The organism is Plantibacter lichenum (assembly GCF_050587525.1).
Classification (GTDB): Bacteria; Actinomycetota; Actinomycetes; order Actinomycetales; family Microbacteriaceae; genus Plantibacter.
This window is the reverse complement of record NZ_JBOBFT010000001.1, coordinates 260518-283436: the sequence shown is the minus strand read 5'-3', so window position 1 is coordinate 283436 and position 22919 is coordinate 260518. Positions and strand designations below refer to the sequence as shown.

Here is a 22919-nt window from a genome sequence, read left to right as displayed (position 1 = left end):
TAGGGTGGAGGGATGACGAGCAGCACGCCCCACCCCGGGCCGCAGACGAAGGCTTCCGGCGCAGGCCGCCCCGAGACCGGCAGATCGTTCGCACTCGCGATCGCGGCGGACCTCGTTCTCGTGATCGTCTTCGTCCTCATCGGGCGGGCGAGCCACGGTGAGGGGATCCTCGGACTCCTGCAGACGGTGTGGCCGTTCGCTGCGGGGCTCGCGGTCGGGCACGTGCTCGCCCTCGTGTTCGGACAGCGCCGCACGGGGTCCAACCGGTGGGCCGGCACGATCGTGTGGATCACGACGGTCGCGGTCGGCATGCTGCTGCGCGCCCTCAGCGGTCAGGGCGTCCAGCTGAGCTTCGTCATCGTGACGGTGTTCGTCCTCGGCGTCTTCCTGCTCGGCTGGCGGTTCGTGGTGTGGATCGTCGGTCGCGCGCGGTCGCGGCGCGGCTGACCCGGGCACCGCTCAGACACGGGGCCCCGGTCTGGCGCCAGCGCCGGTTCAGACCCGGTCGGCGGCCAGCGCAGCGATGTGCGCGGGCACCTCGTGGTACCCGTCGAACTCGTGGTACTCGGGCTCGTAGCCCACCCGTTCGAGGGCAGGGACGATGCGACGACTCGTGCGGTCGATCGGCAGGACCGAGTCCGCGGTGCCGTGGGAGACGAAGATCGCCGGTTCGCCGTTCCGTTCGCTGCCGACGACGAAGCCGGGGGAGAACGCGATGACGCGGGTGAAGAGTTCGCCGTTCGCGAGGCCCAGCGAGAGGGCGGCGGTCGCCCCGTCGGAGAAGCCGGCGATCGTGATGCGGTCCTGGTCGATCGGAACGGCCGCGAAGACCTGGGGGAGGAGGTCGTCGAGCAGTTCGACGTCCGGCCCGAACCCGTTCCGGACGGCGTCCCAGGTGAGGCCCGTCGACTTCGGGACGAGGAGCACGATGCCGCGGGCCTCCGCCTCGCGTTCGAGGACCGGGAGGACGTGGGCCGGGTCCGAGGCGGCACCGTGCAGCAGGACGACGAGCGGCAGGGGTGTGCCCGCGGTGTGCTCGGGCACGACCAGGAGGTGTGCGCGTGCGCCGGCGTCGCCGAGGGCGTGGATGCCGGTGCCGAGCGCGGCGGCGGCCTCGGGGGCGAGTGCGGCGGCCTGTGCGGCGCGCGTGCCGAGGAGGCCGCTCGTCCAGAAGGCCGAGGCGTCGGAGGCGTCGTGCGCGGCAGCGGCAGCGAGATCAGTGGGGGTCGGAAGGGCGGTTGTTTCGAGTGTCATGTGACGGTCTCTTCCGTGACGAGATCGAAGGTACGGTGTACGTTGTACCTACGAAGTACACCAGACATTGAGGTACGACGCAAGTCGTACCTATGGAGAGGATGGACGTGGTCGACGAACAGGGTCAGCCGAGTGCTGACGAACTCGAGCTCGGGAAGATCTTCGCGGCCCTCGCGGAGCCGCTCCGCCTCAAGGTCGTCACCGAGCTCCTCCGCGAAGAGCAGACGATCGAGCGCAGTTGTGCGTCCTTCTGCCTGCCCGTCGCGAAGTCGACGCTGACCCACCACTTCCGTGTGCTCCGCGAGTCCGGTCTCGTCTACGACGTCGACTACGGCAACCGTCGAGGCGTCCGTCTCCGTCGCGACGACCTCGACGAACGGTTCCCCGGCCTGCTCGACGCGATCGGTGCCTCCAAGGAATCAGCGGGAGCGACGACGTCGGATGCCTTCGCTCAGTGAGCGCGCTTCGCGGCGAGTGATCCCGCCCGAGTGTCAGGCGCCGCAGGCCGCTTCGGCAACGGGATCGGCGATGTGAGCGCGACCTGCTCGGAGAAGTCCTCCGGCACCACCGGGCGGGCGACGCCGTCGTGGATGAACTGCAGCCGCCATCGTGAATCCGGTGTCGTCCGCAGCCTCAGGTTGTGCCGTGTGACGCCGTAGAGCAGGCCGATGGCGCAGGCCGCGAAGCCGGCGAGGGCGCCGAGTCCGAGCGCCCATCGGGCGCCGAAGGTGTTCGCCACCCAGCCGACGATCGGTGCGCCGATGGGGGTGCCGCCCATCAGGATCGCCATGTAGAGCGCCATCACACGTCCGCGGACGGCCGCCTCCGTGCTCGTCTGCACGAAGCCGTTGGCCGTCGTGAGGAGGGTGACCGTCGAGAAGCCGACGAAGATCAGGACGAATGCGAAGGACCAGTACGTCGGCATCAGTGCGGCGGTGAGGGCTGCGACGCCGAAGAGACCTGCCGCTCCGACGATCATCCGCATGCGCGCTTTCGCCCGTTGGGCCGCGAGCAGCGCACCCGTGAGGGAGCCGATCGCGAGGACGGAGGACAGGATCCCGTACTCGCCCGCGCCCTTGCCGAACTCCACCGCCATCGTGGACGCGAAGATCGGGAAGTTCATGCCGAACGCACCCATGATGAACACGATGACGAAGACGACCAGGAGGTCCGGACGGCCGCGGACGTACCGGAAGCCCTCCACGAACTGACCGCGAGCCCGGGAGGCGCGTGGTGCCCGCCGCAGCTGATCCGTGCGGAGGAGGAGCAGGGCGCCGATGACGGCGAGGAACGTGAAGCCGTTCACGATGAAGACCCAGCCCGAGCCGATCGCGACGATGAGGAGACCGGCGAAGGCCGGGCCGATCATGCGCGCCGCGTTGAAGGAGGCCGAGTTGAGGGCGACCGCGTTGGACATGTTGTGCTCGTCCACGAGCTCGGACACGAAGGTCTGGCGGGCGGGGGCGTCGACCGCGTTGATGATGCCGAGCGCGAGCGCGAAGAGGTACATGTGCCACAGCTGGGCGTGGCCGAAGATGAGGAGCGCGCCGAGGGCCAGGGCCAGGAGCATGAGACTCGACTGGGTGGCGATGAGGACCTTGCGCTTGTCGAAGCGGTCTGCGATGAGGCCCGTGATCGGCACGAGGAGGAGCTGCGGCCCGAACTGCAGCGCCATGGTCGCGCCCACGGCGACGGCGTCATTGTGCGTCAGGTCGGTGAGGACGACCCAGTTCTGGGTGGTGGCCTGCATCCACGCGCCGACGTTCGAGACGAGCGCGCCGATGAACCAGATGCGGTAATTGGTGCTGGACAGGGAACGGAACATCGCACTCACTGGGTGGCGTGCCTCCTGGGATGGTCTGAGAGCCTCGCGGCGGTCGGACGATGAACGGATGGGTTACTGCGTTGCGAGCCTCCGCATGATGATCGCGGCGGCTGCGAGGGTTTCGCGCTCCTCCGGCGTGAGGGCGCGGAGTTGCTGGGTGATCCACGCGTCCCGTTTCCGGACGGTCTCGGTGACGGTGGCGTGGCCCGCTTCGGTGAGGGAGATGGTGACTTTGCGGCGGTCGTGCTCGTCGGCTTCGCGGGTGACGTACCCGGACTCCTCGAGGCAGTTGACCGTGCGGTTCATGGAGGGGGCGGAGACGCGGTCGCGCTCCGCGAGCGCCCCGAGGGTGTTGGGGCCGTGGGTGTACAGGCCGCCGAGGACGGAGAACTGAGGGTCGCTCAGATCGTCGACCGACTTCTCGGCCCGGAGGCGCCTCGCCAACCGGAAGGTGCCCATGCGGAGGTCTGAGGACTGCTCCGCGATCGTCTTGCTCGCTCTCGCCACGAATCCTTAGCTTAGCTCATTAGCGTTGCTAAGTACATTGGATTGATATGTGGTTTTCATGCCCAGTGCATCCTTGCATCGCATCAAGCCATCACATCTGATAATATATTGCACCGCCACGTCGTCCGGGGGTCTGTTCCTCGAACCGGACGAGTCTGCCGGCCACTCACCGACACAATTTCCCAAGGAGCATCGCTTTGCGTTCACACAGCCCAAGACCCCGGCTCAGATGGACGGCGGCCTCAGTCGCCGCCGCCGTCATCACAGCCATCGCCCTTCCGGCGTCAACCGCCCTCGCGGCGGGTTCCGTCACCCCGGACCACGGACCGACCGCGGGTGGGACCGCGGTCGAGATCGCCGTCACGCATCCGCAGAAGGTCATCAAGCAGGTGACGGCCGGGTACGCCTCCATCATCCTGTTCGAGGACGGTACGGCGAGCGCCTTCGGTCTCGGGAGAGACGGGTCGTTGGGCAACGGGAGCACCGAGGATTCGGACGTTCCGGTAGCGGTCTCGATCCCGGAAGGACGCCGGTTCACGAGCATCGCGAGCGGCTTCGTGCACACCATCGCGATCGACCAGGACGGAGCGCTGTGGGCGTGGGGTCGCAACAGCCTGGGCGAGCTCGGCATCGGTGGCACCTGGGGCAGTATCCAGCCGTTGCCGGTTCCGGTGCTCGCTCCCGAGGGGGTCCGCTTCGTGGAGGTCGCTGCGACGACGCAGGCCTCCTACGCCGTCACGGACACCGGTGACGTCTGGGCTTGGGGGAGCAACGGGGACGGACAGCTCGGGCTCGGAGAGGGGGCGCCGAGCGCGGTAAGAGTCCCGATGCAGGTGGCGCTGCCGGCACCCGTCACGTCGCTCGGCATCACGGTCGAGCATGCCGTGGCATCGCTCGACACCGGCGCCCTGTATGCCTGGGGCGAGAACACGTACGGCGAGCTCGGCTATCCAGCCGGACGTCCGTCCTCGTCCTCGACGCCCATCCCCATGTCGATGCCTGCCGGGGTGACGTTCCCCGGACCGGTCGACGTGGGAGGCAACGTCTCGTATGCCAAAGGATCCGACGGAGTCTGGTACGGGTGGGGCACCAACCGCGACGGGCTGCTCGGTCCCAACGGGAACCCCCAGTACAACTCCGACCCCGTCGAGCTCGTGGTGCCGGACGGCGTCGACCTCGTCGAGATCGTGAATCACTCGCGCACGTCCGCGGCCCTGTCGGCCGACGGATCGGTCTACACCTGGGGGTACGGACGCGACGGCCGACTCGGCAACGGGAGCGACGCCTCCACGAACGTGCCCGGGCGGATCGATGTCGAGGGAACCAGACGCCTCTCCCACGGCGGGTCCTTCCACCTCGCGCTCAGCGATTCGGACACCATCACCGGTTGGGGCCTGGGGCCGATGATCGGACTCGATTCGAACGTGCCCGTCGAGCTGCACTCCTTCGGCCGTGCCGTGGTGACCGGAGTGGAGTTCGGCGGTGTGCCCGCTGCATCGTTCACGCTGCCCTCCGACGCGCTCGTGGAAGCGGTCACACCGCCGCACGCATCGGGAGTCGTCGATGTCGAGGTCGTCTGGTCGGACAGCCATCGCAACACCTTCGCCGATGCCTTCACCTTCGGGACCGCGCCGGTCGTGACGCTCGACCCGCTGTCCCAGACCGTCGAGTCCGGGGTCGACGTCACGTTCACGGCCGACGCCACGGGTGATGAGACCCCGACCGTGCAGTGGCAGCATCAGGCTGCCGGATCCTCGGACTGGGACGATGTCCAAGGCGCGACGGATCGTTCGCACGTGGTCCTCGCGGCTGACGTTGCCGAAGGCGACGCGTACCGTGCCGTGTTCACGAACGGGCTCGGCTCGGTGACGACCGCCGGCGCGACGATCGACCTGCCGGCTGCTCCCACCGTGGTCGTGGTGAACGACATCGCCGACCAGTCGAACGTGGTGGACGACACCGTCGATGTCCAGATCGAAGCATCCTCCTCGGACGGCTCCTCGCTGAGCTACGCCGCCACGGGGCTGCCCGCGGGTCTCTCCGTCGACACCACGACGGGTGTGATCTCAGGCTCTCCGACGACCGCTGGCGTCTTCTCGGTCACGGCGACCGCCACAGTTCCCACCGGTGAGTCCGCGTCGAAGACGTTCACCTGGACCGTCACGTCGGTGCCCGTCAAGGTCATCGTCCTCGTCGACGCCATTCCGGACCAGTCGCATGTCGTGGGCGACGTCGTCGATCTGCCGGTCGTTGCATCCGCGTCGGACGGGTCCGCGCTGAGCTACACGGTCGCGGGTCTGCCGACAGGTCTCTCGATCGATGCGGCGACCGGTGTGATCTCCGGTGCGCCGACCGCCGCCGGCGTCTCCTCGGTCACGGTGACCGCGACGGCCGCTGGAGGCGAGTCGGATTCGGCGACCTTCACCTGGACCGTCACGGACGCGTCGGTTCCCGTTGTGGTCGTCGTGAATGACATCGATGACCAGGAACACGTGGTCGGTGACGCAGTGGAGGTCCAGGTCGAAGCGGCCGCTTCTGACGGTTCGGCGGTGACCCACGCGGTCACGGGTCTGCCCGCGGGTCTCACGCTCGACGCCGCAACTGGCCTGATCAGCGGCTCACCGACGACCACAGGTGTCCACGAGGTCACCGCGACCGCGACGGCTGCCGGTGGCGAGTCGGATGCGGAGACGTTCACCTGGACGGTCACGAAGGTGCCGGGCGGCGGAGATCCTGAGCCGACCCCGAGCCCGACCACGGGACCGACGACACCGGATCCCACGACGCCCGACCTCGCGAACACGGGTGCGGACGTCGCCGGTGCTCTCGGCATCGCCGCGCTCGCCGTCGCGTCGGGCTTCGGTCTGATGCTCCTGCGTCGCCGCCGAGCCGCGTAACGCTCCACCCCTCCCGCCGTTTTCAGGAGGAGGTCACCATCGGATGCAGGACGCAACCGGTCGTCACCTCCTCCTGAACACGGCGGATCAGGCGACAGCCCATCGCCTGGGCGCAGCCGGATGGCTAGTCTGGGCGTGTGACCGAGCAAGCAGCAGCCCCCGGCGACGCAGCCGCCTACACGACCGACTCGATCGTGGACCAGGACGGCGTGACCGTCTACTTCTACACGTGGGAAGTGCCGGACGCGAAGGCGGTCGTGCACATCGCGCACGGGGTCGGCGAGCACGCGCTCCGGTACGGGCACGTCGCGGCGGCGCTCAACGCGGCCGGATACACGGTCGTCGCGGACGACCACCGCGGCCACGGCCGGACGGGCGCAGAGCACCTCGGGCTCGGCAAACTCGGCCCTCGTACGACCTGGGGTGCGATCGATTCGCTCGCCGCCGTCGGCAAGACCCTGCGCGCTCGGTACGCGGACAAGCCGCTCGTCCTCCTCGCGCACAGTTGGGGCTCGCTCATGGGGCAGAAGCTCATCGCGAAGTACGCGATCTACGACCTCGCGATCCTCTCCGGGTCCTCACTCGCGATGCCGGGTGTCATCAACACGGGCGACCTCAACAAGCGATGGAAGAGCACCGATGCGACGGGGCTCGAATGGCTGAGCCGTGATCCCGCCGCGTGGGCGGCGTTTTCAGCCGACGAGCGGAACTTCGACATCGGCGTCACTCCGGCGTGGAAGCCGCAGCAGGCGCTCGCGTTCCTCGGCCGACCCCCCAAACGGATGCCCCGCGATCTGCCGGTGCTCATCATCGGCGGGTCCGACGACTCCCTCGGCGGCACTCGCGGCATGACGAAGCTCCGAGACGCGTATGTGAAGCGGTCGAAGCTCTCCGATGTGACGCTCACGATCTATCCCGAGGCGCGTCATGAGATCTTCAACGAGTTGAACCGTGACGACGTCATCGCCGATGTCGTCGCCTGGCTCGACGCGCACACCGCCCCTCGCGCTTGACCACCCCCGGTCGCTTGACCACCCCCGGTCGCTGACCCCAACCCCGGTCGCTGACCCCAACCCCGGTCGCTGACCCCAACCCCGGTCACTGGGCTTGTCGAAGTGCTGTTGCCGGGCGCCCACCCTTCGACAGGCTCAGGGACCGGGCCCCGCAGGGGCGGCGAGGGGCGGGCTGGTCGTAGGCTGGGGACATGCATGGTGAGTACAAGGTCCCGGGCGGCAAGCTCGTCGTCGTCGACCTCGACGTGATCGAGGAACGTATCGCGAACTTCCGTCTGGCCGGGGACTTCTTCCTCGAACCGGACGAAGCGCTCGGCGCCATCGACACGGCCGTCAACGGGCTCCCCGTCACGACCGACGGCACCGCCATCGCCGCCGCCATCCGCGGAGCGCTGCCGGAGGGCGCCGTCCTCCTCGGGTTCACCCCCGAGTCCGTGGCGACCGCCATCCGCCGTTCCCTCTCGAAGGCGACCAGCTGGCGTGACTACGAATGGAGCATCATCCACTCCGATGCTGTCTCGCCTCGCCTCCACCTCGCGCTCGACGAGGTGCTCACGAACGAGGTCGGCGAAGGCCGTCGCGGACCGACGCTCCGCATCTGGGAGTGGAACGAGTCCGCCGTCGTCATCGGCAGCTTCCAGTCGCTCAAGAACGAGGTCGATCTCGACAACGCGGCGACGTACGGTTTCGACGTCGTCCGCCGTGTCTCCGGTGGCGGTGCGATGCTCATGGCCAAAGGCGCGATCATCACCTATTCGCTCTACGTCCCCGCGGAACTCGTGAGCGGCATGACGTTCGCCGACTCGTACGCGTTCCTCGACGACTGGGTGCTGCAGGCGCTGCGTTCGCTCGGCATCGAGGCGACCTACCAGCCGCTCAACGACATCACGAGCCCGTCGGGCAAGATCGGCGGGGCCGCGCAGAAGCGCCTCGGCAACGGAGCCGTCCTCCATCACGTGACCATGAGCTACGACATGGACGGCGAGCTCATGGCGAAGGTGCTCCGCATCGGCCGCGAGAAACTGAGCGACAAGGGGACGACGTCCGCCGCGAAGCGCGTCGATCCGCTCCGCAGCCAGACGGGACTGTCTCGCGCCGAGATCATCGACCGGATGAAGGAGACGTTCGTCTCGCTCTACGGCGCGACCCCCGGCGAGATCACACCCGCCGAGCTCGAGACCGCCGAGGCCCTCGTCGCCTCCAAGTTCGCGACCGACGCCTGGCTCACCCGCGTCCCCTGAGCATTCCTCCTCTTCCTCCTCTGCCGAGGGGTCACAAACTGCGGGTGCTGAACGCGTACACCCGCACTTTGGGGCCCCTCGGCAGAGGCGACCGGACGGGAGGTGACGGACGGGCGGGCCGAGAAGGTCAGACGAAGCGCTCGCCGCGCTCGTAGACGGACGCGGCGGGGCCGACGATCTTCGTGTCTGGCGTGCCGACGATCTCGTGGTCCTTGTTCGCGTAGTCGAAGTGGTGCAGCACGTGCCGCATCGCCTCGAGTCGCGCACGCTTCTTGTCGTTGCTCTTGACGACGGTCCACGGTGCGTCGGCAGTGTCCGTCGCCTCCAGCATCGCCTCCTTCGCCCGCGTGTAGTCGCCCCATTTGTCGAGCGATGCGAGGTCCATCGGCGACAGCTTCCACTGCCGGACAGGGTCCACTTGGCGGATCGCGAAGCGGGTGCGCTGCTCGTCTGCGGACACCGAGAACCAGAACTTCACGAGGTCGATGCCGTCGCCGACGAGCATCCGCTCGAACGCGGGCGCCTGCCGGATGAACTCGTCTTACTGGGCCGGCGTGCAGAAGCCCATCACTCGTTCGACACCGGCGCGGTTGTACCAGGAGCGGTCGAACAGGACCATTTCACCGGCGGCCGGCAGATGCTGCACGTACCGCTGGAAGTACCACTGGGAGGACTCGCGGGCACTCGGCTTCTCGAGCGCGACCACCCGGGCGCCGCGCGGGTTCAGATGCTCCGTGAACCGTTTGATCGTGCCGCCCTTGCCGGCCGCGTCGCGCCCCTCGAAGACGATGACGAGACGTCGGTCGGTCGCCTTGATCCAGTTCTGCAGCTTCAGCAGCTCGATCTGGAGGAGTCGCTTGTCGCCCTCGTACTCCTCGCGTGACATCCGCTCCGCATACGGGTAGCCCTCCCGCCACGTGTCGACGTACGTGCCGTCGGCGGAGAGCAGGACGGGGTCGTCATCGTCCTCGTCGACGACCGTGTAGCCGGCCACGTCGTCGAGCGACGGCGGCGGTGTGTAGTGGGTCACGAGCTGGCTCATGCTGCCAGAGGGTAGCGATCCCGATCGACGGGCAGGTGGACGGCCGATGACCGATCGGTGATGCAGGGCTAGGCTGGGGTCACCCATGGCACACAACAACGCATCCGATTCCGTCGCCCCAGCCTCTATCGAGGACCGACTCCGCACGGCCGTAGCCGCCGAGAGCGAGTCGGCCGTCGCCGATCGCGCACGTTCTCTCCTCGACGGCAACTACGAGGGCGAGGAATTCCTCCGGACCGTCGGCGGCCCCCACGCCGAAGGCATCCTCGAGGGCGCTCCTGCGCTGTACTGGCCGGAACTCTGGGGTGCCCGCGCGCTCCTCTACGTGTGGAACGACGGCGCTGCGCCGTCCGTCCTCGCGGGCCTGGGCAACCGTGCGTGGCGTGTCCGTGAGATGTGCGCGCGTGTCTGCGTCGCCCACGGCATCGGCGATGTCGCGGCGTTCGTCCCGCTGACGACCGACGAGCACGACCGCGTCCGCGCGGCCGGTGCCCGTGCGCTCGGCGCCGTCGGTGACGAGACCGCTCGTCCGATCCTCGACGCGATGCTGCGCGACTCCGACCGCGAGGTCCGTCGTGCCGCCCAGCAGTCCACGAAGGTGCTCGTCAACCGTTTCGCGTAAACCTTGTCGGCGAGCAAGCTCGTCCTGCTCGGCGAACTCGCTCCTGCTCGGCTGGCTAGAGCCCGCCCTCCGGTTCATTCCAGCGGGTGGCGAGCAGCATCGGAATCAGGCCGAACAGGCCTCCTACCGCGAGCGCGAGGAGCGGGTACCCGCCGATGTCCGGGACGCTTCCGGCCGGTGTGACGAGAGCGACGCCCGCGCCGCAGGCCCAGACGCCGGCTGCTGCGGCGCCCGCAGCCCCGGTGGCGTACAAGATCACCCGGCGGTTCGGCGCCGCGTTGTGCGGGATGGTGAAGAGTGCGCCTGTGGCGGTTCCTGCAGCGATAACCAGCACGACGACGAAGAACGCCCACAGGGGCATCGTGGCGCTGCCTCCACCGTCGCTCCACTGCTGAGGAAGCGTCGCGGGAAGATCGCTCCACCATCCGATGGCGGTGGCGAGGACGAACACGAGTGGAACGCATGCGAGGACCGCGGCGACAACGTTCCGCCCGCGGGAACCGGCTGTCTCAGGAGACCGATCCGGCCGCTCGTCCGATCGCCCACCCACTCGCTGCTCGGTGCCCGGTCCCCCATCCGCAGCACTCACGCGGTCGCGGCGCGGTTCAGCAGGCCCGCACGCTCGGGGTGCTGGTCGAACCACTCGCCCACGTACCAGCACATCGGGACGACCTTCAAGGACGTCGTCCGCTCCACGTCGTCGACCGCGTAGGTGACGAGCTCGCCCGCATACCCGTTGCCGCGGAACGGCGGCGTGGTGAAGGTGTGGTTGAAGGAGATCGCCCCGCCGTTGACACGGTAGTCGAGCACGCTGACGAGCGCGCCGTCGATTCGCATCGTGTAGCGCTGGGCGTCTGCCTCGTGGGCGAATTCGGTGGACATCGGTCCAGCGTACGTCCTCTGCGAGAATGAGGGAATGTCCCAGACGAGCAGTGCCGAGCAGCCGGTCGCTGCCCTGTGGTCGGCCGACGGCCCCGACCTCGTCCTTGAGGACGACAATCTGCACGTCCTGGAGCAGCTCCCGGACGAATCGTTCACGCTCATCTACATCGACCCGCCCTTCAACACCGGCCGGACGCAGCGCCGACACTCGTCGACCTCGGTCCGTTCGACCCCTGGGGCCGGTCGCGTCACGGGGTTCAAAGGCCAGGCGTACGAACGGATCCGCGGCGACCTCCGTCGTTTCGACGACGCGTTCGACGACTACTGGGGCTTCCTCGAACCCCGCCTCGTCGAGGCATGGCGCGTCCTCACGAACGACGGAACGCTCTACCTGCACCTCGACTACCGCGAAGCGCACTACGCGAAAGTCCTCCTCGATGCACTGTTCGGCCGCGAGTCCTTCCTCAACGAGATCATCTGGGCGTACGACTACGGGGCGAAAGCGCAGAGCCGTTGGCCCACGAAGCACGACACGATCCTCGTCTACGTGAAGGACCCGTCCGGCTACCACTTCGACAACGCGGCGGTCGATCGCGAGCCGTACATGGCGCCCGGCCTCGTCACGCCGGAGAAGGCGGAACGCGGCAAACTGCCGACCGATGTGTGGTGGCACACGATCGTGTCTCCCACCGGTCGCGAGAAGACCGGCTACCCGACACAGAAACCGGAGGGGGTCCTGCGGCGCATCGTCCAGGCGTCGTCCCGTCCAGGCGACTGGGTGCTCGACTTCTTCGCCGGCAGCGGGACCACGGGCGCCGTCGCCCGCCAGCTCGGCCGCCGGTACGTGCTCGTCGACGAGAACCCGCAGGCCATCGCCGTCATCACCGAGCGCTTGGCGCCGCCGAAGCCGTGAGCGCTGGCGCTCCGTAGAACGCAGACCGGCTCAGACCGACTGCCGCCGGATGAGGCGAGTCGGCATGATCGTGATCCGGTCCACGGGTTCGCCGGCGATGACCCGCACGAGGACGGAAGCCATCGTCGCGCCCAGCCGGACGGGGTCCTGATCGATCGTCGTCAGCGGGGGAGCGGACGTCGCCCCGAAGGTGTCGTCGTCGAACCCGATGACCGCGATGTCGTCGGGGATGCGCAGTCCCGCATCGCGGATCACGGCGATAGCACCCGCCGCCATCTGGTCGTTGGCTGCGAACACGGCGTCGATCGGTCGGTCCAGGGCGAGCAGTCGTCGCATCGCCTCAGCGCCGTCGACCGGGGAGAAGTCGCCGATCTCGACGAGATCGTCGTCCAGACCGGCCTCCGTCATCGCCTCGCGCCAGCCGGTCAGACGATCGACGCCCGCGGACATGTCCTGGCGGCCGGCGATCGTCGCGATGGTGCGCCGCCCGGACTCGAGGAGGAACCGCGTCGCGAGACGCCCGCCTTCCACATTGTCGACATCGACGTACACGCCGTCGGCGTCGGGGCCCATCGGCCGCCCGCCGAAGACGAGCGGGAGTTGTCCGTCGAGCCGGGTGTACGAGTGGTCGCCCGCGTGGTGGGAGACGATGAGCGCTCCGTCCACGTTGCCGCCGAGCAGATAGCGGCGGGTCTTCGCGGGGGAGGTCTCCGACGCGATCAGGAGGTTGAGCGTGTAGTCCGTCTCCGCGAGCTCGAAGGCCACGCCCTGCACCACCGACGCGAAGAACGGGTCGGCGAAGACGCGGCCGGTGGACTCCGGGACGACGAGCGCGACGGCCTGCGTCTTCCGTGAGGCGAGCGATCTCGCGGCCCGATTCGGCACGTAGTCGAGTTCGGCGATCGCCTCGTTCACGATCCGGACGACATCGGCGGTCACGCTCGGGGAGCCGTTGACGACGCGGGACACGGTCGCCCGGGAGACGCCTGCGCGTGCCGCGACCATCTCGAGGGTCGGGAGACCTCCGCCTGAGAGCGCCATCCGATCACCTCCTCGTCGAGTGCACGACATTCCGTGCGCTGGTCGAATTATCCACCAGCTGAGGGGGCGATGCGTGCACGCTCAGCGCGACGCTGCGATCCGACGGGCGTAGTGCAACCCGCTGTCCTTGATCGTGCGTTCGAGGGTGTCGTCGTCCACCCGGACGATCCCGAACCGCTTGTCGTAGCCCCAGGACCACTCGAAGTTGTCGAGGAGCGACCACACGAAGTACCCGCGCACGTCTGCGCCGTCGGCTACCGCCAGCTCCACCTGGTCGATGTGGTCCTGGATGTACGCGTCGCGATCGACGTCGTGGATCGCCCCGTCCTCCGCCACCACGTCGTCGTAGGCCGCGCCGTTCTCCGTCACGTAGAGCGGCGGGAGCATCGGATACTCGCGGCCGAGCCGGACGAGCAGGGTGCGGAGGCCGGCCGGGTGCACCTCCCAGTCCATGGCCGTGCGGGGGAGTCCGCGGCTCGGGAAGGAGAGGTACTCTGAGCCGATCCACGGTGAGGACAGCTCGCGTTCCGTCGCGCCCGAGTGCCCGTCCGAGCCGGTGTCGTCGGGATGCCCGCTCACGCTGTCGTCGTGGTAGTGATTGACGCCCAGGAAATCGATGGGGGCCGCGATGAGCTCGAGGTCGCCCGGCTGGACGACCTCGTCGAGCCCGTGGCCGGCGACGTCCTCGAGCACGTCGGCGGGATAGGCGCCGAGCACGATCGGTTCGAGGAAGATGCGGTTCTGGAGGCCGTCCAGGCGTCGTGCCGCGTCGAGGTCGACGGGGTCATCCGGGTCGGCGGGGACCGCGTTCGTCAGGTTGAGGGTGATGCCGATGTGCTGCGCGCCGAGTTCGCGGAGTCGGGTCGTCGCGAGTCCGTGCGCGAGGTGCTGGTGGTGGATGGCCGCGAGCGCCGCGCGAGGATCGCGGCGGCCGGGTGCGTGCACGCCCACCTGGTAGCCGAGGAGCGACGAGCAGAACGGTTCGTTGAAGGTGGTCCAGTGTTCGACGCGGTCCCCGAGCGCCGCGTACGTGGTCTCCGCGTAGTCGACGAAGCGCAGTGCGGTGTCGCGCTCCGCCCAGCCGCCGCGGTCCTCGAGCGCCTGCGGGAGGTCCCAGTGGTAGAGCGTCAACCAGGGGAGGATGCCGGCGCCGAGCAGCTGGTCGACGAGCCGGCTGTAGAAGTCGAGGCCTGCCCGGTTGACCTCGCGATCGCCCGGCTTGATGCGCGCCCAGCTCGTGGAGAAGCGGTAGGCGTCGATGCCCAGCTCGCGCATGATCGCGACGTCCGTGGCGGTGCGGTGGTAGTGGTCGACGGCGACGTCGAGGGTGTCGCCGTTCGCGACGGCGCCCGGAACGCGTGCGAAGACGTCCCAGATCGAGTCTTCCTTGCCGTCCTCGTGGGCGGCGCCCTCGACCTGGGCCGCTGCCGTGGCGGAGCCCCAGATGAACGGAGGGATGGCGATGCGGGGTGTGGTGGGTTCGGTCGTCATTGGCCTGTCTCACTGCTCCTGTGCATGGTCGGTCTGTACGGAAGATACCAGGGATGGAGTTTTCCACAGGTCTGCCGGCTTCGGTTTCGAGGGCCTGCACTGTTCCAGACTCGAATGATGATCGGTGACAGACCAGGCGAGTGGCAGCCTCTCAACCCACCCCGTTCGATGCTCGGCATGATCGCTGTGCCGGCGGTCGCGGCCGTCTTCGAGTCAGACCTGACCGATGTCGGTTCCGAGCGGCCGTCCGCACGAACGACGATGCCGCCGTCGCCAGGAGGCGACGACGGCATCGAGAGGAACCGGCCGACTACTTCGTGTCGGGGCGGATGACCTGGTTGCTCGCAGTGTCCGGCGCGATCGGCGAACCGGCCAGATCTGCGGCGTGCTGCGCAGCGATCGCGAAGTCCGAACCGTCCGTGACGGAGTCGTCCTCGATCGAGGCGAGTCGGTTCTCCTCGGCGAGTTCGTCTGAGCGCTCCTGCAGAGCCGACTTCGCGCGGAGCGGTGTCGCCTTCAGGAAGAAGCTCAGGACGAACGCGACCGCGACGACCGCGAAGCTCACCCAGAACACGGTGACCGTCGCGTTCGCGAAGCCCGTCAGGAACGGTGCGGCGAGATCGTGGTTCGCACCGACGAGGAACGAGGTGTCGCCGTCGAGCGCATCGCCCGCGGAACCGCCGCCCTGCACGGTCTTCAGCAGCTCGAGGATCCCGCTGTTCGCCTTGTCGGCGAGGACCGCCGGGTCGGCGAGCGCCGTCTTCATGTTGTCGAGCAGCGTCGTGTCCTTGAACGCGGCGGCGATCGTGTCGGGGATCCGTGTGTACAGCACCGAGAAGATCACGGCCGTGCCCAACGTTCCACCGATCTGACGGAAGAACGTGGAGGACGACGTCGCCACACCGATGTCCCGCGCCTCGACCGAGTTCTGACTCGCGATCGTGAGCGTCTGCATGAGCTGACCCAGGCCGAGACCAACGAGCAGCATGCCGATCATCATCCACCACACGGGCTTGTCCACCGAAGCGAACGTGAAGTAGAAGAACCCGGACAGCATGAAGAACGTGCCGACGATCGGGAACAGCTTGTACTTGCCCGTTCGAGCGATGATCTGGCCGCTCACGATCGAGGAGATCATGAGTCCGAGGATCATCGGGAGCATGAGGTAGCCGGATTCGGTCGGCGTCGCGCCGTCGACCAACTGCAGGTACAGCGGCACCGTCATCATCGCGCCGAACATGCCGAAACCGACGAGGACGCCGAGGATCGTGGCCACGCGGAAGGTGGCGTTCTTGAAGAGCTTGAGCGGGATGAGTGCGTCGTCGCCCATGAGCTTCTCAGCGATGATGAACAGCACGATGCCGGCGATGCCGAGCGCGTAGCAGATGAAGGAACCGATCGAGTCCCAGCCCCAGATGCGGCCCTGCTCGGCCACGAGGAGCAGCGGGACGACGGCCAGGATGACCGTTGCCGCGCCCCACCAGTCGATGCGGACGGCGCGCTTCGTGTGCGGGATGTGCAGGAACTTGAGGACGATCGCCAGCGCGATGATGCCGATCGGCAGGTTGATGAGGAACACCCAGCGCCAGCCGGTGATGAAGAGGATCTCCGGGCTGCCCGCGAAGAGGCCGCCGACGAGCGGGCCGATGACGCTCGAGATGCCGAACACGGCCAGGAAGTACCCCTGGTACTTGGCTCGCTCGCGGGGCGCGAGCATGTCGCCCATGATCGTGAGCGGCAGCGCCATCAGACCACCGGCGCCGAGGCCCTGGATGGCGCGGAAGATCGCGAGTTCGTACATCGAACCCGACATGCCGGCGAGGAGCGAACCGATCAGGAAGATCGAGATCGCGATGAGGAACAGCGGGCGGCGTCCGAAGATGTCGGAGAGCTTGCCGTAGATGGGCGTCGAGACCGTCGAGGTGATGAGGTAGGCGGTGGTGACCCACGCCTGGAGGCTCATGCCGTCGAGGTCGTCGGCGATGGTGCGCATCGACGTTCCGACGATCGTCTGGTCGAGTGCGGAGAGGAACATCCCGGCCATGAGGCCGAAGATGATGAAGAGGATCTGCCGGTGGCTCAGGATCGGCGCATTGGCCGGAGCAGGCGAGGTGGAGCTGGCTGACATGAGGTCTCGTTCGTGCTCAGGGCGCACGGCACCCCGGCGCCACAACGATGTGCTTATTTTGCGTAGTGTGCAAACTTACACCCGTCGCAACGAGTGGTGCAACCAACATCCGTTGGCTTTCGGGTGACGCTCTGGTGGGTGCGTCGATGGTCCGTGTGCGGGAGCGGTGGGTCGGCGTGCAGCGCCGGTCGAGTCAGCCGGCATGTCACCCTGCGATGCGCTCCAAGAACGCGAGCGTCTCGTTCAAGGCGGTCTGCGCATCCGGCAGGTCGAGGTGGAATTGATACTCGTGGGGGAGTTTCGGTTCATGGTTCGCCGACCAGAACAGCTCGGTCACGTCGACACCCGCCTGCTGCAGGCGCGAGCTCATCGGCACCGACTCGATCCAGGTCAGCGCATCGCCGTTTCCGCCCGAGATGTAGGTGGGCGGGAAGTCCGCGGTGACGAAATCGATCGTCGACATCGTCGAACCCGCGTAGGTGGACGACCAGTCCTTCGTTCCCGTGTACCCCCAGAGCGCCACTTTGAATCCCCACGCCTCGATCCCGTTGAGGTCGGCCATGCGCTGCAGGTCGAAGACGCCGCAGTTCAGGATCGTCGCGATGAGCTGCTTCGGCTCCAAACGCGGTTCGATGCCGATGAGGTGCGCGTACTGCGGGTTCGTCGTGAGGACGGCGAGCTGGCTCGCGAGCTGGGCGCCCGCGGAATCGCCCGCGAGGATGATGCGGTCGGGATCGACGCCCCACTCCTCCGCGTGCTCGGTGATGAAGCCGAGGGCGTCGTTCAACTGGGTGACGGCGGTCGGGTAGACGGCTTCCGGGGCGACCGTGTAGTTGAGGCCGATCGCCGCGTACCCGTGCGATGCGAGGATGCGCAGGTACGGATCGACGTTCTCCTTCTGCCCCGAGATCCAGGCGCCGCCGTGGATCCAGACGATCGTGGCGCGAGGTGGCGCATCCGTCGTCGCGCCGGTGTCGCTCGCTGGGGTGAAGACGTCCAGGGAGGTGTCGGCGCCTGCATCGCCGTACTCGATGTCGGTGCGGGCGTTCACACCGCTCTCCGGCACGTACTGCCGCATCTCCGCCGCGGTCGCCGTCCCGCCCTGCTCGAAGACCGCGCGGATGAGCATCGCGGACGGCCACGGCGTCACGGAGGTCACGATGCCGACGACCAATCCGATGCCGAGGAGCACGCCGCCGATGACGATCCCGCGGTGATGGCGGTGGTGATGGGGTCGGGTACCGCGCCGTTCCGTCGTCGGATCGGCTGTGCTGTCCGCGGCCTCGTCAGGTGTCGGCTGAGCATCGCCGCGTGGTGTGTCGTCCCCCATGCCAGGAGTGTGGCAGAAGCGGGGGCCGGTGCGGAAGACGCGGCTCCTGGGACAGCATCGCCGCCCACCCAGGGGAGGCGGTTAGGCTTCTCCCGTGACCGTCAACCATCCGCCGACCCATCGTCGGAGCGTTTCGCCCCGCGTCCGCAGGAATCGCATCATCGCGCTCTCCGTCGCCGCGGGCGTCCTCGCGATCCTGCTCGTCGTCCTCCTGGTGAACGTCGTCGGCGCCACTGGCCGCAGCACGGTCGCCGCGACGAGCACCCCGAAAGCCACGGTCACGCCGTCCCCGACGCCGACGCCCACTGAGAACACGCCTGCCCCGCCGCCACCCCCGCCTGCGTTCGACAAGAGCGCGTTCTCGCTCGACGACCCGACGAGCCCGTGGGTCGTCCTCAACAAGCAGCGTCCGCTGAACCCGATCGACTACACGCCGCCGGACCTCGTCGACGTCCCCGTCGCCCACACGTGGGAACCGGTCATGCGGGCCGAGGCGTCGGCCGCCGTCGTGCAGATGTTCGCGGCCGCGTCATCGGAAGCGGGGCTCTCGCTCGCCTCCAACAGTGCGTACCGCAGCTACTCGACGCAGGTGCAGGTCTACAACGACGACGTCGCCGCGAACGGGCAGGCCTTCGCCGACGGCGACACCGCGCGCCCCGGGTACAGCGAGCACCAGACAGGCTGGACCATGGACATCGGCCCGGAGAGCGGCAACTGCTCGCTCAACGCCTGCTTCGGCGAGACGCCGGAGGGTCAGTGGCTCGTCGCCAACGCGTGGCGGTTCGGCTTCCTGTTGCGCTACCCGGCCGACAAGGTGGAGGTGACCGGGTTCACGTACGAGCCGTGGCACTTCCGCTACATCGGCGTTCCGCTGTCGACCGAGATGCACAACCAGGGCGTCACGACGCTCGAGGAGTTCTTCGGGCTTCCTGCTGCACCCGGCTACTGACCTGGTTGCAGAATTCAGGAGGGTTTGCACAATTCAGGACGATCGGGCGGCGTGTCGCCCTGGATCGTCCTGAATTGTGCGGATGTTCCTGAATTGTGAAACGGGCTAGGCGCCGAGAGCGGCGTCGACGATGAGCTTCGCCTCGGCCTGCACCTTCGCGAGGTGCTCGGCGCCGAGGAACGACTCCGCGTAGATCTTGTAGACGTCCTCGGTACCGGACGGCCGTGCGGCAAACCACGCGTTCTCGGTGACGACCTTCACGCCGCCGATCGCCGCATCGTTGCCCGGAGCATGGCTGAGCTTCGCGATGATCGGCTCGCCGGCCAGTTCCGTCGCAGTGATCGCGTCGCCGTCGAGCTTGCCGAGACGAGCCTTCTGCTCCTTCGAGGCAGCGGCATCGACACGCTCGTAGACCGGGTCGCCGAAACGCTCCGTCAGCTCGCGATAGAGGACGGACGGCGTCTTGCCGGTGACGGCGAGGATCTCGGCCGCCAGCAGGCAGAGGAGGATGCCGTCCTTGTCAGTGGTCCACACGGTGCCGTCGAAGCGGAGGAAGCTCGCACCGGCGCTCTCCTCGCCGCCGAAGCCGACGGAGCCGTCGACGAGCCCCGGAACGAACCACTTGAACCCGACCGGCACCTCCCAGAGACGACGACCGAGGGAGTCCGCGACGCGATCGATCACCGAGGACGACACGAGCGTCTTGCCGACGGCGGCGTCATCGCGCCAGCCGGGCCGGTTCGCGTACAGGTAGTCGATCGCGACGGCCAGGTAGTGGTTCGGGTTCATGAGCCCGGCGTCCGGGGTCACGATGCCGTGGCGGTCGGCGTCGGCGTCGTTGCCCGTGAGCAGGTCGAACTCGTCACGGCGGGCGACGAGCGCGGCCATGGCCGACGGCGACGACGGGTCCATCCGGATCTTGCCGTCCCAGTCGAGCGTCATGAAGCCCCAGGCGGGGTCGACGTGCGGGTTCACGACGGTGAGGTCGATCTCGTACCGGTCTGCGATGGCCTGCCAGTAGTGAACGCTCGCGCCACCGAGCGGATCGGCCCCGATGCGGATGCCGCTCTGCTTGATGGCGTCGAGGTTGATGATGTGCCGCAGGTCCTCGACGTAGTTGCCGCGGAAGTCGTACGTCTCGACGGCGGACGGCTCCGCCATCTTCACATCGGTGAGGCCGCCTGCGATGAGCTCGTTGGCGCGGTTTGCGATCCACGACGTGGCATCGGAGTCGGCGGGACCTCCGTGCGGCGGGTTGTACTTGAAGCCGCCGTCTGCCGGAGGGTTGTGGCTGGGGGTGACGACGATGCCGTCGGCCTCGTCGCCGTTGCCCTCCGAGTTGTACTTCAGGATGGCGTGGCTGAGCGCCGGGGTGGGGACGAAGTCGTCGAACTCGTCGACGAGCACCCGGACGCCGTTCGCGACGAGGACTTCGAGCGCCGTGGTCTGCGCGGGCCCGCTGAGGGCGTGCGTGTCCGAGCCGATGAAGAGGGGGCCGGTGATGCCCTGGCTCGCGCGGTACTCGACGATCGCCTGCGTGGTCGCAGCGATGTGGTCCTGGTTGAACGCCGTGTTGAGTGAGGAGCCGCGATGCCCGGAGGTGCCGAACACGACCCGCTGCTCCGGGACGGAGACGTCCGGGTGGAGCGTGTAGTACGCGTCGATGAGCTGCTGCACATCGATGAGGTCTGCTGCTGTCGCTGGGGTTCCCGCACGATCGTTCATGGTCCCAGTCTGGCAGGACTCCGCCCCGAGGGGGAGGGCTTGCACCGTGCGGTTCCCGGCGCGACCTCGCCCCGTCCCCTTCTGCCGAGGGGCCCCAAGCTGCGGGTGTCGACGCCTGGTACCCGCAGTTTGCGACCCCTCGGCGGAATTACTTGGTGGGGTTGGAGGGGGACGCAGAGGGGGACTTGGCGGTGGAGGCGGTGGTGGAGGTGGAGGTGGAGGGGTTGCCCGCGGCCTCCGTCGTCCGGTCGTCCGGAACGGCGTACGCCTCTCCGATGGCGATGCGCTGGATCGCGTACAGGCTCTCCGTGCCGGGACCGAGGTACTTGCCGCGGTCGTCCGCAGCGCTCGCGCCGACCGCGTTGTGGCCCTCGACCGAGATCAGGTGATCGCCGTCGCGCAAGGTGGTGCCGTCCGATCCGAAGGTCGTCGCACCCCAACCGGCGGTCGTCGGGTTGGCGCGGCCGGAGAGCATCTGCCCGAGGTTCGCGAGCGCATCGGCGCTGGCCTGCGAGGCGAACACGCGGCTCTTCGGCACGTGGAGGTCGTCGATCGTGACCGAGGTCGGGATGCCGGCTGAGCCGATCATGACGAACGAGTCCACGTTGAAATCACCCGATGCGAGGGCGAGCGAAGCCGTCGCCGTCCCGTACGAGTGCGCGAGGACCGTCAGCTGCGAGGAGATGTTGTGGACGCTCCGGTAGGCGTCGTATCCGCCGAGCACCTTCGCGAGGAGCGGCGCGCCCGCCTCTGCGCGGTCGTTCGAGACGACCTCGAGGGCGCTCGGGCTGCGGCTGCCGATCCAGAGGAGCACGGCGCTGTCCGGCGATGCGGCCTGGATGCGCTTCACGCCGCGCAGGTAGTCGGTCAGTTCGAGGGCGCTGCTGTTCATCCCGGGGACGAACACGGTCATGTACCGCGCGGTGTCGACATCGCCCACCGCGACCGCCACCCGCGGCGGACCGGCCTGGTCGGCGTTGAGGGTGACGAGGTACTCGGGCTGCACGCGCAACGCCATCGCCCTCGGGGAGTAGCGGTCCGCGAGGAGCGTCAGGGCGTCGATCCGGGAGGCCGTCTGCGCGAGGGCCGCGGATTCGGCGTCCTCGGACACATGCTGCGCGGTCGCGGAGGACATCGTCCGGTAGCTCGCCTCCGCCGCGTGGAGGAGGCCCGTGAGACGGGACACGTTCGCCGTTGCGCGGTCCACGTAGCTGACGCCTTCGAGATTGCCGATGACCTCGGGGTGGGTCGTCATCAGGAGGCGCTTGAGCGTGGACGGGAGGTCGGTCCACACGGTCGCGACCTGCACTGCGGACATCGCGGTGAGGGTGCTGACGGCGGCACTCAGATTGCCGGCGTACGCGGTGGCGAATGCTGCGCCGTCCATCGTGGGGACGGAGATGGTCGACGGAGTTGGGGCTGTGGTCGTCGCCGTGCCGGCCATGTGGGAGGCCAGCTGGGTGGGCAGGCTCGTGACGACGAGCTGTCCGGACACGATGGCCGTCAGTGCTGCCGCGACGATGAGCAGCTTGACGGCCCCGGCTCTGCCCGTGAACAGCCGCCTCAGTGATCGGGGCGGCGCCGATCCGGTTCGAGGGGATCCGATGAGCGCCGATGCTCCGAATCCGGACGCGGCGATGCTCGACGCGGTGCCGCCTGAGCCGCCCGCGCCGACGAGCGATCCTGTGCCGGCACCCACGAGCGATCCCGGACCCGCGAACGCCGTCCCCGATGCGAGGCGGCTCGCGGCCGTTCTGGCGAGGCTCGCCAGAGACCTGGCCGGCTTCCGGTCGGTCGAGTTCGTCAGCGTTGAATTCGTCAGTGTGCGGTTGAACGGAGAAGCGGCGTCGATGAGAACACTCGTCACGTCACTCCTCTCCTGTCGCAGCTCGTCGGGTCGGTCGCTGGAGCGTTCACGCGGCTTCGGAACCGCGTGCGAATCTCGGGTTGATCGGGTCTGTGAGGGGCCGCGTGATCTCGAGTCCCCACACGAGCATCAGCGCCCAATACACCCTTGTATCAATTGTGCCGGTATTGGGGGCGTTTGAATAGCTCGGAG

Annotated in this window: 19 protein-coding genes and 1 pseudogene; 8 read left to right on the top strand and 12 right to left on the bottom strand. The window is 68.1% G+C overall.

The window, feature by feature from the left end; genetic code table 11:
• Window positions 1-12 precede the first annotated feature (12 nt).
• Window positions 13-447 (top strand): DUF3054 domain-containing protein, encoded by a 435-nt coding sequence (locus tag ACQ3HB_RS01290; RefSeq protein WP_430917001.1) that lies wholly within the window; start codon window positions 13-15, stop codon window positions 445-447.
• Window positions 448-495: 48 nt separating this feature from the next.
• Here ACQ3HB_RS01290 and ACQ3HB_RS01285 read toward each other — a convergent pair whose 3' ends face one another.
• On the bottom strand, window positions 496-1254 hold the full coding sequence (locus tag ACQ3HB_RS01285) for an alpha/beta hydrolase (protein WP_430916999.1): 759 nt from the start codon (window positions 1252-1254) through the stop codon (window positions 496-498).
• 107 nt (window positions 1255-1361) lie between these two features.
• Between ACQ3HB_RS01285 and ACQ3HB_RS01280 the strand changes: the two genes are divergently transcribed.
• Window positions 1362-1712 carry an ArsR/SmtB family transcription factor gene (locus tag ACQ3HB_RS01280; protein ID WP_430916997.1) on the top strand — a complete coding sequence of 117 codons (351 nt, stop codon included), beginning with the start codon at window positions 1362-1364 and terminating at the stop codon, window positions 1710-1712.
• Here ACQ3HB_RS01280 and ACQ3HB_RS01275 read toward each other — a convergent pair.
• The gene (locus ACQ3HB_RS01275; protein ID WP_430917748.1) at window positions 1706-3079 is read right to left on the bottom strand and encodes an MFS transporter; all 1374 of its coding nucleotides are present in this window, start codon (window positions 3077-3079) and stop codon (window positions 1706-1708) included. The genes ACQ3HB_RS01280 and ACQ3HB_RS01275 overlap by 7 nt on opposite strands.
• A 72-nt stretch (window positions 3080-3151) precedes the next feature.
• A complete protein-coding gene (locus ACQ3HB_RS01270) occupies window positions 3152-3586 on the bottom strand; it encodes a MarR family winged helix-turn-helix transcriptional regulator (protein ID WP_430916995.1) in 435 nt (144 codons plus the stop codon).
• Window positions 3587-3783: 197 nt separating this feature from the next.
• Between ACQ3HB_RS01270 and ACQ3HB_RS01265 the strand changes: the two genes are divergently transcribed.
• From ACQ3HB_RS01265 to ACQ3HB_RS01255, 3 genes are all read left to right on the top strand, one after another.
• Entirely contained in the window at window positions 3784-6483 is a 2700-nt protein-coding gene (locus tag ACQ3HB_RS01265) for an RCC1 domain-containing protein (RefSeq protein ID WP_430916993.1), read from the top strand.
• Between the two features lie 137 nt (window positions 6484-6620).
• A complete protein-coding gene (locus ACQ3HB_RS01260; protein ID WP_430916992.1) occupies window positions 6621-7496 on the top strand; it encodes an alpha/beta hydrolase in 876 nt (291 codons plus the stop codon).
• A gap of 191 nt (window positions 7497-7687) precedes the next feature.
• Window positions 7688-8737, top strand: coding sequence for a lipoate-protein ligase LplAB (locus tag ACQ3HB_RS01255; protein WP_430916991.1), 1050 nt, complete (start codon window positions 7688-7690; stop codon window positions 8735-8737).
• 127 nt (window positions 8738-8864) lie between these two features.
• Here the strand turns inward: ACQ3HB_RS01255 and ppk2 are convergent.
• Window positions 8865-9779 (bottom strand): annotated as a pseudogene (gene ppk2 / locus ACQ3HB_RS01250) (polyphosphate kinase 2).
• A gap of 85 nt (window positions 9780-9864) precedes the next feature.
• Between ppk2 and ACQ3HB_RS01245 the strand changes: the two are divergent.
• The gene (locus ACQ3HB_RS01245; protein ID WP_430916989.1) at window positions 9865-10401 is read left to right on the top strand and encodes a HEAT repeat domain-containing protein; all 537 of its coding nucleotides are present in this window, start codon (window positions 9865-9867) and stop codon (window positions 10399-10401) included.
• A gap of 55 nt (window positions 10402-10456) precedes the next feature.
• Here the strand turns inward: ACQ3HB_RS01245 and ACQ3HB_RS01240 are convergent, their stop codons facing one another.
• Window positions 10457-10852, bottom strand: a complete 396-nt coding sequence (locus ACQ3HB_RS01240; RefSeq protein WP_430916988.1) for a hypothetical protein — start codon at window positions 10850-10852, stop codon at window positions 10457-10459.
• A gap of 134 nt (window positions 10853-10986) precedes the next feature.
• A complete protein-coding gene (locus ACQ3HB_RS01235) occupies window positions 10987-11283 on the bottom strand; it encodes a GNAT family N-acetyltransferase (protein WP_430916987.1) in 297 nt (98 codons plus the stop codon).
• Window positions 11284-11317: 34 nt separating this feature from the next.
• Between ACQ3HB_RS01235 and ACQ3HB_RS01230 the strand changes: the two genes are divergently transcribed.
• Window positions 11318-12196, top strand: coding sequence for a DNA-methyltransferase (locus ACQ3HB_RS01230; RefSeq protein ID WP_430916986.1), 879 nt, complete (start codon window positions 11318-11320; stop codon window positions 12194-12196).
• Between the two features lie 30 nt (window positions 12197-12226).
• On the opposite strand, the gene ACQ3HB_RS01225 is transcribed toward ACQ3HB_RS01230, so the two are convergent.
• The 4 genes from ACQ3HB_RS01225 to ACQ3HB_RS01210 form a co-directional block, all read right to left on the bottom strand.
• Window positions 12227-13237 (bottom strand): LacI family DNA-binding transcriptional regulator, encoded by a 1011-nt coding sequence (locus tag ACQ3HB_RS01225; RefSeq protein ID WP_430916985.1) that lies wholly within the window; start codon window positions 13235-13237, stop codon window positions 12227-12229.
• 81 nt (window positions 13238-13318) lie between these two features.
• Window positions 13319-14728, bottom strand: coding sequence for a GH1 family beta-glucosidase (locus ACQ3HB_RS01220; protein WP_430916984.1), 1410 nt, complete (start codon window positions 14726-14728; stop codon window positions 13319-13321).
• A 310-nt stretch (window positions 14729-15038) separates the two neighbouring features.
• Entirely contained in the window at window positions 15039-16856 is a 1818-nt protein-coding gene (locus tag ACQ3HB_RS01215) for an MDR family MFS transporter (protein WP_430916983.1), read from the bottom strand.
• 205 nt (window positions 16857-17061) lie between these two features.
• Window positions 17062-18186, bottom strand: a complete 1125-nt coding sequence (locus ACQ3HB_RS01210) for an alpha/beta hydrolase (RefSeq protein ID WP_430916981.1) — start codon at window positions 18184-18186, stop codon at window positions 17062-17064.
• A 94-nt stretch (window positions 18187-18280) separates the two neighbouring features.
• Here ACQ3HB_RS01210 and ACQ3HB_RS01205 point away from each other — a divergent pair, with 94 nt between their 5' ends.
• A complete protein-coding gene (locus ACQ3HB_RS01205; RefSeq protein WP_430916980.1) occupies window positions 18281-19135 on the top strand; it encodes a M15 family metallopeptidase in 855 nt (284 codons plus the stop codon).
• Between the two features lie 105 nt (window positions 19136-19240).
• Here the strand turns inward: ACQ3HB_RS01205 and pgm are convergent, their stop codons facing one another.
• Together pgm and ACQ3HB_RS01195 are read right to left on the bottom strand one after the other, a co-directional pair.
• Complete coding sequence (gene pgm, locus ACQ3HB_RS01200) at window positions 19241-20860, bottom strand: phosphoglucomutase (alpha-D-glucose-1,6-bisphosphate-dependent) (protein ID WP_430916979.1); 1620 nt, start codon at window positions 20858-20860, stop codon at window positions 19241-19243.
• 148 nt (window positions 20861-21008) lie between these two features.
• Complete coding sequence (locus ACQ3HB_RS01195; RefSeq protein WP_430916978.1) at window positions 21009-22727, bottom strand: alpha/beta hydrolase; 1719 nt, start codon at window positions 22725-22727, stop codon at window positions 21009-21011.
• Between the last annotated feature and the right edge of the window lie 192 nt (window positions 22728-22919).